Source organism: Snodgrassella sp. B3837, assembly GCF_026535955.1.
GTDB lineage: Bacteria > Pseudomonadota > Gammaproteobacteria > Burkholderiales > Neisseriaceae > Snodgrassella > Snodgrassella alvi_E.
Genome location: NZ_JAFNPI010000019.1, coordinates 281,036 through 295,686 on the forward strand (window position 1 = coordinate 281,036; position 14,651 = coordinate 295,686).

Below are 14,651 nucleotides of genomic sequence, written 5' to 3' on the forward strand. Positions count from 1 at the left end.
AACTGCCGTAAATTCGCTAAGGAAGCAACAGCATGCTAAATAAACCCGAAGAATTCATCATGGCCATTCTCGCCGGCATCTGGGTAGTGATCACCTTCATCATCTGCCGCTATCTGCAATTGCCAACAGATACGGGTTTGCTCGTCACCACCTTGACACTGGTGTGGGCACTGGTGTTTTTTCTTCTATGGCAACGCGCACGCACGCGCAACATATGGCCATTATTCTTGGGTTTACTGGTCATGTGCTGGTGGCGTGCCATTCACTACGGCTCAAGCGAAATCATGCTCAATAGTGATGGCAGCACAACCAAATTGGTACATTGGTACGGCAGCTGGACAGCACTCATTATCTACGCCCTGATTCCGGTTATTGCCGGCTATGCTTTCAAATGGTGGCAGCATAAACGGCAACGCCCGCAGCCTAGCGCCTAAATTTCCATTCGCATCATTCTACCGTGCTGCAAAACCACAGTTTTGCCGCAAACTCATTTACAGAAGATAGGCGGCTTTCCCACAATTCAAATCCTGCCGGCAAAAAACAACAGCCTGTCACACACATCTGCTCCCCAAATCCATATTTTTACTTAATCGGGTAAAATTCCGGAAATCAGACTGGATAACCGGACAGCAACCACTAAAATCACTACATCTACCACAGAACACATCAGCCCAAACCCATGTCTCATACCGCACACAATTTGCAGCAACGCCGTCGATTAGGCCGCATGCGCCTTCTGGCTACCAGCCTACTGTTTGCTGCCTGCATCTTATTTGTGTTCAGTTGTCTGTGGCAGCAGCACTATCCGGCACTCGCTTACCTGAAAGCATTTGCCGAAGCAGCCATGGTAGGTGCACTGGCTGACTGGTTTGCGGTTACAGCCCTATTCCGCCATCCACTCGGTTTGCCCATTCCTCACACCGCCATTCTGCCGCAAAAGCAAAATAAAATCGCTGATGAGCTCGCACGCTTTATCGAAAACAATTTTTTGCAAGACAAAGCCATCGCCAGCCGCATTTATCGTCTGCATCCGGCCACCAGCGCATTACAATGGCTGGTCAATACAGACAACCAGCAGCAATGGTTGCCCATCCTTACTCGTCAGATTCCGCTCCTATTACGCACCGCCACCGCTAGCGACGTCTCCCGATTCATTAGCCAACTGCTAAACACACAGTACAGCGGTGCCCGCGTAGGCAAAACATTAGCCAACCTCCTGCTATTGATAAACAAACAAGGAATCGACACCATTCTCCTGCGTGCACTATTACAACAAGTGCGCCGCTGGCTACAAAACGAACAAACACGAGCTCAGTTGGAAAAAAGCCTGCTGTCATGGGTAGGCAGAATTGAAAAAAGCGACCCCTCTACATGGGACAAACTCAAAGCCTCGCTCAAAACCACCCTCACTGCACAGATAGATGATTGGGTAGCCGGCAAAGCCCTCAACTGGGCTGATTCCTATATAGACGCTGTACTAGACAATCCACAACATGCATTCTGGCGTGCCAGTCGCAAACAACTGCTCATCATCGAGCGGCAGTTACGCCGCAACCGCCGCTGGCATCGCCAACTGGCCACTAGCCGGCAGCAATTACTACAATCGGCCGCCTTACAGCAAAGCATCATGGATTTATGGGATAGCTTCGTTGGTTGGAGTGAGCAGGACATCACTCAACATAATTCATGGTGGCAGCAGCAGCTCATTCGCCTGTGTACCCATATGCAACAGCAAGCCAGCCAGTATCCGCAATTTATGCGCCGGCTCGACACCCGCATCACACTATGTGCACGCCATTTCATCAAGCAGTACAAAAATCGCGTCAGCCAGTTTATCGCAGACAAAGTAAAAAGCTGGGATAGCCGGCAGATGGTAGATAAACTCGAGCTAAGTGTCGGCCGCGATTTACAATTCATCCGCATCAACGGCACATTGGTGGGCGGATGTATCGGTCTCATCATCTACGTACTATCACAATGGTTAAGTCACTAAAAAATTAAAGCACATTAACCTGTCCGCCTAAACAAATGATTTTATTGTTTAAAGATTTGTTTGTATTGATTAAGATATAATAAGCCACATCCATACCTGCATCTGGACAGACTCACCCCATGTATATTCCCTCCCGCTTTCTTGTTTTTCTTGCACTGTCCTGCATTCTCGTCAAAGCACAGGCTCAGCCCCAGCCAGTTAATTCTGATTCTCATACCACCGAACTAAGTCCCATTGTGGTTGTTGCTTCAAAGCAAAATGCACCCGGTATCGAAATTATCGACCCCAAAACCGCCCTTCAACCTCTACCGGCACAGGATGGTGCCGACTTACTCAAATCCGTAGCCGGCATGAGTGTTACCCGCAAAGGCGGTAGCTCCGGCGACCCTTTGCTGCGCGGTCTTGGCGGTTCGCGCCTGCTCATTACCGCCGACGACCAGTTTGTACTCGGTGGTTGCCCCGGACGCATGGACCCGCCCACATCCTACCTCTTTCCGGCCAGCTACGACCGCGTAATCATTACTAAAGGCCCTCAGGCCGTTAATCAAGGGCCGGGCATGATTACTGGTTCAGTCCGATTCATGCGTGACGAAAAACCACTCACACAGCCCACGGCCAAACTCGATAGCGCCCTTACCAAAGGCTCATTTGGCCGTAGCGATGCCTACATAGACAGCACACTGGGCAATCAGTACGGCTGGCTGCGACTTAATGCCAGCCATAACGAATCAAAAGACTACAAAGATGGTGATGGTGACACCGTTCATTCCGCTTTCAAGCGCAACAACCAGATGGTGCAGGCTGCCCTCACACCCTTTACTGATACCTTGCTGGCCGTACAGTATGAACACAGCACCGGCCATGCCCGCTATGCCGACCGGTCAATGGACGGTACCCAATTTAACCGCCGTGGCTGGTCAATGAAACTGCGTCAGCAAAACATAACCGACTGGCTAAGCCAGATACAGTTTGAATACGGCCGCAGCAAAATTGATCATGTCATGGACAACTTCAGCCTGCGTACTACTCCACCAATGAAAATGAATGGCGGCATGGGTATGGGCATGAAAATGGGTACAGGCATGAACGGAATGGACAGTACGCATCAAGCAGCCATGCCGGTACGGCGCATGTATTCAGTCATGAATCCAGGACGTGAAATTAAATCAGCCAAACTGTCGGCACAGATAGAGCTTGGCAATACCCACAGCGAAATTGGCACAGACTGGCAGAGTGACGAAGTCAGCGCACGCCCGATGATAATGAGCACCGACAAACATCAGGCAGAAAACTTCACCAGATGGCCGTTTGAATGGAATCAGACTTATAAACGCCATGGTGTCTACGTGCAAAGCGAATGGAATTTCGACGAAAACAATAGTCTCTACGGTGGTCTGCGTCACGACTGGACCAATACCCAGTTCAACCCTAAGAAAAATACCATTGCCCCAAATTATCTACATCAACATGAAGGCCTAAACGCAGGCTTCATGCGTTTGCAACACCGTGGTGACAGATTCACCAGCTATATTGGCTATGGTCAGGCCGAGCGTGCCCCCGATTACTGGGAACGCAGCAAAACAAATGGTGCAAAACTGCACAAAGAAACCAACCACGAAATCGACGCTGGCCTCAGCTATCAAGGCAGCAGCATCACCAGCTCCATCGACATCTTCGCTAGCAGAATCAATGATTTCATATTGATTGAAAGCATAAACAACAAAAATTTTGCCCGCCAGATTAATGCCCGTCGCTATGGCTTCGAAGCCAAAACTAACTGGCAGTTTGCCCCACACTGGAATCTTGGTGGCAGTCTGGCTTATACCTACGCCAGCAACCGCAGCGACAAACGGCCGCTAGCACAAACACCACCACTAGAATGGCGCACGTACCTCAACTGGGAAAACGAACACTTCAGCGCCGGTGCCCTTTGGCGTTTAGCTGCCAGCCAGCATCGCTATGCCAAAAATCAGGGCAACATCGTCGGCATGGATTTAGGCCGCAGCAATGGTTTCGGCACGCTTGCCCTCAATGCAGGCTGGAAACCGAACAAGCACGCACTCGTACAAATCGGCATCGACAACCTCTTCAACAAAACCTATGCCGAAGCTGTCAACAAATCTGCCTACGACTTCGACACCTATTCCGTACAGGAACGTCGCGTCAACGAACCCGGCCGTACTCTTTGGGCACGGGCTCAGATACGCTTCTGATACATTGCCAACCCACATACAAAAACCCCGGATATCCGGGGTTTTCAATCAACAGAATACACACCAGCGCATCAGCGCAACAACTTCTGCTGCTGGCGTAAATGCCAATATTGCTGCTGCTGTTTAGGCGTCAGAATCTGATAAATATCGTGTTCCCGTTTCAGCTGTAAAAAATCATAATCAGCGCGAGCCTGTTGCTGCTGCGCCCATATCTGCTGTTCCTGCGCAATCATATTCTTAGCCTTAGCATCATCAAAACGTTTGCCAGTAACCAGATTTCTACGCAGCTGCTGAAGATTAGACAATGTCTGCCGATTTTCATTACTCATCAACGGACGCTGACTAGCATATTGATGATCAATTTTCTGCACCAGCGCCTTCTGTTGCGTACTCAAATTCAACTGCGGCAAAATTGAATGCGTATTCACCCACCCTTTTACCGGTGCATGTTCTTGAACCACTACAGTTTCAGTCATCACCGCAGTGGGCACCTCCGTTGCGGGTGCTGCAAAAGCGGCCATACTCAAAGAAGACAAAGCAGCCAGCGTTACTACACGGGTAAAACTTTTCATAACACAACTCCTTATTATTTCAGTTAACAATGCACCACAGCATCACATTCTTATATCATCAACAGTATTTCATAAACCAGCGTAAAAACAGGAATATAAATGCAATTAATAAGTAAACAATACCATTATAGCGCCATCAGAAAAAAAACAGCACCTGCATTACAGGTGCTGTTGAATCAAACGGCCAGAATTATTTCTTATCCGGCAGCGCATAAGCAATTACATAATCGCCTACATCCGTAGCATGGCTGGTGCCACCAGCTGAAATCACTACATATTCCTTACCTGTTTTCGGCGAAACATAAATCAGCGGGGCAGCCACCGAACCCACCGGCAGACGCGCTTTCCACACTTCCTTACCTGTTTTCGCATCCAGAGCACGCAGATAATAATCCTGCGTACCAGCAAAGAACACCAGACCAGAAGCTGTAGCCGTAGGACCGCCCAAAGTAGGCATACCAATCGGCATTTGCTGATGCGTCTTAATACCCAGCGGACCAGTATCCTGCACCGTACCCAAAGGTACCTGCCATACCAGCTGCTTAGTGGTTAAATCAATAGCACTCATTGTACCGAACGGAGGCTGCTGACACGGCACACCCAGTGGAGACTGCAGAATATCAATCTTCACCCCACCATAAATACCTGCCACCTGCGGCCGGATTGTACCCATAAAGCCAGGTACTTCATCAGTGGATACCTTATACTGCTTAGCCTGCTCACGGGTGACCAACTGCATACGCAGCGCCATGCGCATATCATTAACAAACATTAGATTGCGCGATTCATCAATCGAAATACCGCCCCAGTTCATACCACCCAATAGACTAGGCCATTCAATATAGGGTTGCGCACCCGGTGGCGTGAAACGGCCTTTGTATACCGATTTCTTAAACAAAATACGGCAATACAGCTGGTCAAACGGCGTAATACCCCACATCCGTTGCTCAGTCAGCGTTTCATTTCCGATACTCGGCATACCTACCGAATCCGGCTGCGTAGTCGCCAGACGCTCACCTTCTGCAGCCGGAGCAGTCGGTACAGGCCGTTCCACTACCTTAGTCACAAACTCACCATTGCGACGGTCAATCACAAAAATCTGACCGGTCTTAGTAGTCTGAATCAGAGCAGGAACTTTCTGTCCTTTATCATTAGTCACATCATACAACACCGGCTGAGAAGGCAGATCATAGTCCCACACATCATGGTGAATCAGCTGTCGCACCCAGCGCAGCTTACCCGTGCTGGCATCTAGAGCCACCACAGCCGCACCGAATTTTTCTTTAATGTGATTGCGGTCACCGCCCCAGTAATCCGGAGGGCCATTACCAGTTGGTAAGTAAACTTGATTCAGTTCCTTATCATAAGTAGGAATAGTCCATACATTTGGCGTTTCTAAAGTATAGTTCTGACCAGGTTTAGCTAAACCATCCGGTTTACCGATATCCCAAGTCCACACCAGCTTACCGTCACGCACATCAAACGCACGCACCGCACCGGAAGGCTCACCATGCACGATATCACGTACCCAGCCGCCAACCACCGTCAGATGCCCCATCATTACCGGTACCGAAGTTGGGTGATAGCGCTTACTGTTTTCAGTCGGCCCCATATACGTTTTCAGGTCCACATAGCCTTTATTACCGAAACCTGGGCACAACGTTCCTTTATCCGCATCCAGCGTAAATAAACGCGCATCAACAGTAGAAACCACAATACGGCGGCGGCATACAGGCTCAGTATAGGCTGCTTTCTCTGCTGTAGTCAGACTTTCGTCCTTATCCATATCATAATAGCCAACACCGCGACAGGTCACATGTTCGGCTGTACGCGCTTTCGGGTCAAAGCGCCAGATCAGCTTACCCGTATCCGCATCAATGGCCGAAACCAGATTTTCCGGCGTACACGAATACAGCTTGTCACCAATCTGCAACGGCGTATTTTCATCCACACCAATTGCCTTGCCACTGGTACGGCGGCCGGTATGGAACGTCCATGCCACCTGTAGATTACGTACATTATCCGGATTAATTTGGGTATAAGGCGCAAAACGTGTCCCATGCTGATTACGGCCAAAAAATGCCCAATCAGCTGGATTACGCGCACTTACCTGAGCAGCAGCTGCATTCTCGCTAATGGCGACCTGATTACGAATCTCACCATGAGGAAAATATGCCGCAATCAGCGTAGCCAGCAACGCTAGGAAAATAACTGCTCCGCCCCAATTGTAGAAACGGCGCGCCCCAGTCGAAACACCAGAATAACCACTGCCTGACCAGAAAGTCATCATCAGCAGCAGAGCCGGCACCACCAGTCGCGACAATAGCGGCCAGAAAGTCAGCTCCGGCGCATCAACCAATGCCCAGATAAACGTTGCCACAAAAATCAGCAGTGAAACTAAAGCCATACAAGACTTACGCTTAGCTACCAGCACCGCCAGCACCAGATAAGCAATACCGGCCAGCAGATAATAAATGGATCCGCCCTGCATCAGCAGCACAATCCCGCCATAGCCCAGCGCCAGACCACTTGCCAGTAAAATCAATACCAGCAGCCAGCGAGGTAAACAACGCCAGCAACCACCTGAAGAACCAGACATCAACTACTCCTAACCTGAAGTGTGTGAATAAAAATTGCCACCCAACACGCAAAGCTTCCACCCTGCCCGTCAGCCAGCAATCAATACCAATATTTGAAATAATTATTTATAAATCAATGAAATTAAATGACTTAAACAAACAAAATTAAAATAAAATTAACAAAACAGCATTATTATTAACTTGAAAATAAGCCATTGTCAAAAAATTAACATTCAGGCTATAGTTGATAAGTAAAAACAGACCAAGCAAAAAATTAAAAAAGTGCGCATTTTGAAAAAAATTCTGCTTTCTGCCTGCGTCGGCACTCATTCAAATCCAAACAAATCCATAATCTCATTCTTTATCATCACATCAGAGTAGTCCTAACAGCCGGACTTACGGCCATAAAAAAAGCGAAACCGCTATTAGTAGCGGTTTCGCCATCATCATAGATACCAGAGCAGTACCGGCAGAATTATTCCAACCTACACACGGGCAGTTAACGCAGCCACAGCTGGCAAAGTCTTACCCTCCAAAAACTCCAAAAATGCACCACCACCAGTACTGATATAACTAATATCATCCTTGACACCAAACTGAGCAATCGCCGCCAGCGTATCGCCGCCACCGGCAATTGAAAAAGCTTCACTAGCCGCAATTGCCTCAGCCAGCACCTCAGTACCATGCGCAAACGAAGCAAACTCAAACACCCCTACTGGGCCGTTCCAAACAATTGTTCTGGCCGATTTGAGCATCTGTGCCAGCCTTTGTGCCGACTGCGGGCCAATATCCAAAATCATATCATCCGCCGCCACATCTGCCACATTTTTGATTTCAGCCGGCGCATCTGCCGCAAAGCGTTTTGCCACTACAACATCAGTGGGTAGCGGAATATCCCCGCCCTTAGCCGCAATTTTGTCCAGAATCTGCCGCGCACTGTTTACTAGCTCCGATTCCGCCAGCGACTGTCCCACTGGCAAGCCTTGTGCCAGCAAAAAAGTATTGGCAATCCCACCGCCAACAATCAAATGGTCCACTTTATCAGCCAAACTCTCCAGAATCGTCAGTTTAGTCGATACCTTACTGCCACCCACAATCGCAACAACCGGTGTTTGGGGATTTTGCAACGCTTGTGACAGCGCATCTAGCTCAGCAGTCAACAGCATACCAGCACAGGCCATACCCGCCACCGCGGCTACCGCTACAGTAGAAGCTTCAGCTCGGTGTGCCGTCCCAAACGCATCATTTACATACACATCACCCAGCGCAGCATAAGCCGCAGCCAGAGCTGAGTCATTTTCTTTTTCACCAACATTCAGGCGCACATTAGGCAGCATCACCACCTCTCCCGCCTGTAACTGTGGTTTATGCTCACGCCAATCTTCCACTACCCTGACTTCTTGCCCCAGCAGCTCGCCTAGACGTTGTGCTACCGGCGCCACACTGTCTTCCGGCTTCGGTGCTCCAGCTTTCGGACGCCCCAGATGCGTCAATACCACCACAGCAGCCCCTTGCTGCAAACAAAAACGGATTGAAGCCAGCGAAGCACGAATGCGCGTATCATCTGCAATCACACCATCCTTTACCGGCACATTCATATCCACCCGAATAACAACAGTCTTGCCCGACACATTCTGGTCAGCCAACTTTTTAAACAACATGGTAGAGTTCCCGAAACAAAAATCGCCGACAAAATCGCCTTACCATTCAAAACCGCCCGACGACCACCTCATCAGCGCAACAAACACATAAAAATAGTTATCAAACACAAAAAACTTGAAAAACTTTGAATTATCTTATAATTTAAATTCAGGGTAAAGTCAGAACCGGATAAAACCGAAAGCAAATATACCCTTAATATAGTTAATACCATTATCAACCCAGCACATAAGCATACTCAACAGGATAACATCATGACCCTTGCCTACTGGTGTGTTTTCATAGCCATGCTACTGCCATGGATTACCGCCTTTTATGCAAAAAAAAGCGGTGGTTTCATTGCCGACGACAATCATCAACCGCGCGCATTTCTGGCTAGAGCGTATGGCAAAGCTGCTCGCGCCAATGCAGCGCAACAGAATGGTTACGAAATTTTTGCCCCCTTTGCCGCTGCGGTTATCATAGCTCATGCCACTGGCAAGGCTGCTCAGCTCACTATTAATTACTGGAGCGTTCTATTCATACTCAGCCGGCTAGGTTACCTATATTGCTACATCAAAGATAAACCCTTTGCCCGCTCCTGCATTTGGGGAGTAGGCGTCGTGTGCATCATCTCCTTATATATCGCTTCCATCTAAAAGTGTAGTCAGTAGCAATATAAAAACATAACCAAAGCCTACAGACAGCAGTAGTCAGACATAAAGCCTAACAGCTGCCGTCTACTACACTTTACATCTTCTATCGGAGTCCATACATGGCAAATCACACTGCTTCATGTTTGTGTGGAAAAATTACTTTTTCCCTTGAACTGGAAAATTATTCCATGAGTGCCTGCCACTGCCATACCTGCCGCCAATGGAATGCTGGTCCATTAATGACCATCATGCATACTGGCAAAATTCACTTTCACAACAAAGAGCTGATTACTCATTATCAATCATCAGAATGGGCAGAACGGGCATTCTGTTCAGCATGCGGCACCCATCTTTACTACCGATTAAAACACAGCGGCCAATATTACATAGCTGCATGGATTTTCAAACCACCCCTGCCACTGGACTTCAACCTACAAGTGTATATAGACAACAAACCTGACTGCTACACCTTCGCCAATCAAACCCAAAACATGACAGAAGCCGACATTCTGCAAATGATTGAAGATAAAAATTAAAATACCAAGTTACACCATATCAACTGGTATAGTTTCTGACAAAAAACAAGCCACATAACACATCAGTATTACATGGCTCACATATTCCATTCCTTGCTAACACAATTGCGACAACATCACATCCGTTCCACTATCATGGCAATACCCTGACCGCCGCCAATACACAGCGTAGCCAAACCTAGCTGTACATCACGTTTACGCAAACCATACAGCAGGCTTACCAGAATACGTGTACCACTGGCACCAATGGGGTGACCAAGTGCAATTGCCCCACCATGAACATTGGTTTTATCCATATCAAAGTTCAACTCACGCCCAACCCCGAGAAACTGCGCAGCAAAAGCCTCATTAGCCTCGATCAGATCAATATCTGCCAGAGACAGACCAGCTTTCTGTAAAGCTTTCTGTGTCGCCGGCACTGGCCCAAGCCCCATCAGCGCAGGATCAACACCGGCACTGGCATAGCTGCGAATACGCGCTAGCGGTTGCAAACCCAGCTCTCTGGCTTTACTTTCCGCCATCACCATCACTGCTGCCGCACCATCATTAATACCAGATGAATTACCCGCCGTCACCGTACCATCGGTGCGGAAAGCTGGTTTTAACTTAGCCAGCCCCTCAGCGGTTGCTTCTGCACGCGGATACTCATCACGAGCAAACACCACTTCACCCTTACGCGACTTAATCGTCACCGGCACAATTTCAGCGTCGAACACACCAGCAGCCACAGCCTGTGCCGCCAGCTGCTGCGAACGTAAAGCCAGCTCGTCCTGCTCCTGCCGGCTAATCTGATATTTTTGTGCGATATTTTCAGCAGTAATACCCATATGATAATGATTGGTCGCACAAGTCAGACCATCATGAACCATCGTATCAATTACCTGCTGATTGCCCATACGAAAGCCCCAGCGTGCTCCACTGTCCAGCAGATACGGTGCACGGCTCATATTTTCCATACCACCCGCAATAACCACTTCTGCATCTTTAGCTGCAATAGCCTGTGCCGCCAAAGCCACCGTTTTCAGGCCAGAACCGCATACTTTATTTACCGTATAAGCCGGTACCGTATCATTCAGCCCAGCTGCCAGTGCTGCCTGCCGTGCCGGATTTTGTCCCAGTCCTGCCTGCAACACGTTACCCATCACAACTTCATCAACCAGCCCCGCATCGACACCGGCACGACTAATCGATTCTGCAATCACTAATCTGCCTAAATCCACCGTACCCACACTGGCCAGCGAACCATTGAAACTGCCTACTGGTGTACGCGCTGCACTAACAATTACCGCATGTTCCATATCTACTCCTTAACCTGACAACTGCCCGTTTTACAAACCTCGCTGGCTGATTGTCATTTCGCAGAAATTTTCTGCAACCATAAATTCAGCCTGTGTTTTGGCCTTAATCGTTTCCAAATCAACGCCCGGCGCATGCTCCTGCAACACCAGCTGCCCATCGTCAAAAGCAAACACCGCCAGCTCAGTAACAATCAGATTTACCTTGTTTTTAGCTGTCAGCGGCAGACTACATTTTTTCAGAATCTTCGATTCACCGTTCTTCGTGCAGTGTTCCATACCGATAATCACACGACGAGCTCCGGTAACCAAATCCATCGCTCCTCCCATGCCCGGCACCATTTTGCCAGGTACCATCCAATTGGCTAGACTGGCTTCCTGATCCACTTCCAGACCACCCAGCACACAGGCATCCACATGGCCGCCGCGAATCAGCGCAAATGAAAACGCACTGTCAAAAGTACAGCCACCAGCTGCAATACCACACGGCTGCCCCCCAGCATTCACCATATTCGGATTGGCTTCATCTGGATTAAATGCTGCCAGACCCAGAAAACCATTTTCAGACTGTAAGGTAATATGAACATCTTCCGGCACATAATTGGCCACCTGTGTCGGCAGACCAATCCCCAGATTCACCACATCACCGTCATTAAATTCCAGCGCAATTCTGCGTGCAATCAGCTCTTTTGCATTCATGGCAATAATCCCCTATGCTGGATAAACAATATAATCAATCAGTGCTGCTGGCGTAATCGCTGCATCTGGTGTAATTGCGCCTACTTCAACCACGTTATTCGCTTCCACAATTACCGTTTTCGCTGCCAGAGCAACCAGCGGATTGAAATTCTGCGCCGCCAGCTCATACACCAAATTACCCAGCTTATCGGCCGTTTTGGCTTCCACAATAGCCAAGTCAGCCTCCAGAGGCAGTTCCAGCAGAAACTCGCGCCCATTCACCTCAATTTTCTGCTTACCTTCCTCAACCACCGTTCCCAGCCCTGTTGGCGTCAGCACTCCGCCCAGACCAGCACCGGCTGCGCGAATACGCTCAGCCAAAGTACCCTGCGGCACCAGCTCCACCTCAATCTCGCCGGCAATCATTTTTTTACCAGTTTCCGGATTGGTACCAATGTGGGAAGTAATTACTTTTTTCACCCGATTATGCGTAATCAACGGCCCTACACCGGTTTCCACAAATGCCGTGTCATTGCCAATAATCGTTAAATCTTTCACCCCTGCATCCAGAATGGCCTGTACTAATCTGGCAGGCGTACCTATACCCATAAAACCGCCAAACATAATTGTCATGCCATCCCACAGATGATTTTTCACATCTGCCAAACTGAGCTGTTTCGTTTTCATATTTTTCTAACCTGAGACAAACCAAAATCCAGACAAAAAGCAACTACCCTTCCAGCCTACATGCACATCAGGACATATCGTCTTGTCGGCCGGCAGTGCCCACAGCTACCGCCAGCCATTTAGCAATTACTCAATATCCATATCTAGAATTGCGGCGCTTAGCCCTTTGCCATGCATATCATGAGCCAGAGAACGGGTCACCCCGCCACCCAGCGCGCCATACATCACAAAATTCAGCGCACCAATATTTGGCAGCTCATAGCGCACCACCTCACCAGTCACAACGTCAGCAAAAAACGCTTTCACCTTTTCCGGTGTAACAGCCGCTTTCAGACGCTCAAAGTCTTCAGGTTGATAAGCAATTACCGAAATATTAGAAGTATTGCCCTTATCACCAGTACGAGAGTGTGCAATTTCACGTAGCTTCATTATCAAACCTCCAGATAGTCAATGCTGGTTGTCACCAGATTACGCGGAATATAAGTAGAATCCATCGCCACAATTTCTTTGACAGACTTCATTGCACCACCACCGCCAGCAGGACCATTGGTATACAAAGCTTCCACTTCATTACCCACCACCGCAGCAGCAGCTTTCGTTTCAAAACGGCCGGCCACACGTACACGCACCTCGTAAGGCTGACTATTCCGAGACAACGTCGCCCCATGCAACGAATCCACTCCGATTAAATCGAAACGAACCTCTTGTGGCTGCACACCAGTAATCGCAAAACGTTCTTTCACAATGTCCAAAGCCAAACGACCACGCTCAACCGCACCAGGGCCGGCATAGCTCATTTCACCTTCACCAATAAAGCCATCCTCATAACCCACAGACACCTTCAACGTTTCTGGACGCGCACGGCCGGTGCCGCCTGATACCGCCACACGATCCTTACCCACCTGAGTAAACGTTACCTGACTGAAATCAGCAGTCACATCCGGCGTTTTATACTCATCCGGCCGGTGAATTTCATACAGCATCTGTTCTTTACAAGTATCAGGCGTCACCATACCGCCAGAACCTTCAACTTTAGTAATCACCGCATCACCATCCGCACTGATTTCAGCAATTGGAAAGCCTAAACGTGCCAGATCAGGTACATCACGATAGCCTGGGTCAGCAAAATAGCCACCGGTAATTTGGCCGGCACATTCCAACAAATGTCCCAGAATCGTGCCTTTACCCAGATGCGCCCAATCATCCGCTGCCCATTGAAACTCATGCATCATAATAGACAAGAATAAAGACGGGTCAGAAACACGGCCGGCAATCACAATATCCGCCCCGTTAGCCAGCGCCTGCACCATTGGTTCCGCACCAATATAGGCGTTGGCGGATACAATTTTCTTACCACATTGCGAAACCGGTTTTTGCTGTTCATCCAGCAGCAAATCCTGCTGCATAACCTGTTCAAAAACATCATCACCTTCAATAATTGCAATTTTCAGATTTTTAGCACCCAGCGAACGCGCAATTTCAGCAGTTAACTTCGCAGCAGCCCGTGGATTGGCCGAACCCATATTGGTCACAATCCTAATGCCTTTTTCCAGACAGGCTGGCAATACCGCCCGCATGCGTGCACCCAGCAATTCATTAAAACCAGCATCCGGATTGTGTTTTTTCTGGCGCTGACCAATCGCAATCGTCCGCTCAGCCAAACATTCAAACACCAGATATTGAATATTCCCTTTTTCAGCCAGCTCAACTGCCGGCTCAATCCGGTCGCCGGCATATCCGGCACCGCAACCAATTCTGATTTTTTTCATCATCCATACCTCATTACACACAATAATTTACAAAC

13 protein-coding genes are annotated in these 14,651 nt (G+C 48.8%); 5 read left to right on the forward strand and 8 right to left on the reverse strand.

Features of this window, described 5'->3' with window-relative positions:
* The first annotated feature begins 32 nt into the window (after window positions 1-32).
* The 3 genes from J3U67_RS08155 to J3U67_RS08165 all read left to right on the forward strand — a co-directional run bounded on the left by J3U67_RS08155 (window position 33) and on the right by J3U67_RS08165 (window position 4,206).
* A complete protein-coding gene (locus tag J3U67_RS08155) occupies window positions 33-434 on the forward strand; it encodes a hypothetical protein (protein WP_100156217.1) in 402 nt (133 codons plus the stop codon).
* Between the two features lie 245 nt (window positions 435-679).
* On the forward strand, window positions 680-1,993 hold the full coding sequence (locus J3U67_RS08160; protein WP_267404688.1) for a DUF445 domain-containing protein: 1,314 nt from the start codon (window positions 680-682) through the stop codon (window positions 1,991-1,993).
* 119 nt (window positions 1,994-2,112) lie between these two features.
* Window positions 2,113-4,206, forward strand: coding sequence for a TonB-dependent copper receptor (locus J3U67_RS08165; RefSeq protein WP_267404690.1), 2,094 nt, complete (start codon window positions 2,113-2,115; stop codon window positions 4,204-4,206).
* A 71-nt stretch (window positions 4,207-4,277) separates the two neighbouring features.
* Here the strand turns inward: J3U67_RS08165 and J3U67_RS08170 are convergent, their stop codons facing one another.
* From J3U67_RS08170 to J3U67_RS08180, 3 genes are all read right to left on the reverse strand, one after another.
* On the reverse strand, window positions 4,278-4,778 hold the full coding sequence (locus tag J3U67_RS08170) for a Spy/CpxP family protein refolding chaperone (RefSeq protein WP_100139635.1): 501 nt from the start codon (window positions 4,776-4,778) through the stop codon (window positions 4,278-4,280).
* Between the two features lie 190 nt (window positions 4,779-4,968).
* Window positions 4,969-7,377 carry a membrane-bound PQQ-dependent dehydrogenase, glucose/quinate/shikimate family gene (locus tag J3U67_RS08175; RefSeq protein ID WP_267404696.1) on the reverse strand — a complete coding sequence of 803 codons (2,409 nt, stop codon included), beginning with the start codon at window positions 7,375-7,377 and terminating at the stop codon, window positions 4,969-4,971.
* Between the two features lie 465 nt (window positions 7,378-7,842).
* Entirely contained in the window at window positions 7,843-9,018 is a 1,176-nt protein-coding gene (locus J3U67_RS08180) for a phosphoglycerate kinase (RefSeq protein ID WP_267391477.1), read from the reverse strand.
* A 252-nt stretch (window positions 9,019-9,270) separates the two neighbouring features.
* Here J3U67_RS08180 and J3U67_RS08185 point away from each other — a divergent pair, with 252 nt between their 5' ends.
* Window positions 9,271-9,654 carry an MAPEG family protein gene (locus J3U67_RS08185; RefSeq protein WP_267391478.1) on the forward strand — a complete coding sequence of 128 codons (384 nt, stop codon included), beginning with the start codon at window positions 9,271-9,273 and terminating at the stop codon, window positions 9,652-9,654.
* Between the two features lie 116 nt (window positions 9,655-9,770).
* Window positions 9,771-10,187, forward strand: coding sequence for a GFA family protein (locus J3U67_RS08190; RefSeq protein WP_267391479.1), 417 nt, complete (start codon window positions 9,771-9,773; stop codon window positions 10,185-10,187).
* A gap of 116 nt (window positions 10,188-10,303) precedes the next feature.
* On the opposite strand, the gene J3U67_RS08195 is transcribed toward J3U67_RS08190, so the two are convergent.
* The 5 genes from J3U67_RS08195 to J3U67_RS08215 form a co-directional block, all read right to left on the reverse strand.
* Entirely contained in the window at window positions 10,304-11,485 is a 1,182-nt protein-coding gene (locus tag J3U67_RS08195; RefSeq protein WP_267391480.1) for an acetyl-CoA C-acetyltransferase, read from the reverse strand.
* 30 nt (window positions 11,486-11,515) lie between these two features.
* Entirely contained in the window at window positions 11,516-12,181 is a 666-nt protein-coding gene (locus J3U67_RS08200) for a 3-oxoacid CoA-transferase subunit B (protein ID WP_267391482.1), read from the reverse strand.
* Between the two features lie 12 nt (window positions 12,182-12,193).
* Window positions 12,194-12,847 carry an acetate CoA-transferase subunit alpha gene (gene atoD / locus J3U67_RS08205; RefSeq protein WP_267391484.1) on the reverse strand — a complete coding sequence of 218 codons (654 nt, stop codon included), beginning with the start codon at window positions 12,845-12,847 and terminating at the stop codon, window positions 12,194-12,196.
* Between the two features lie 126 nt (window positions 12,848-12,973).
* Window positions 12,974-13,276 (reverse strand): hypothetical protein, encoded by a 303-nt coding sequence (locus J3U67_RS08210; protein ID WP_100139627.1) that lies wholly within the window; start codon window positions 13,274-13,276, stop codon window positions 12,974-12,976.
* 2 nt (window positions 13,277-13,278) lie between these two features.
* Complete coding sequence (locus J3U67_RS08215; protein ID WP_267391487.1) at window positions 13,279-14,616, reverse strand: acyclic terpene utilization AtuA family protein; 1,338 nt, start codon at window positions 14,614-14,616, stop codon at window positions 13,279-13,281.
* Window positions 14,617-14,651 lie beyond the last annotated feature (35 nt).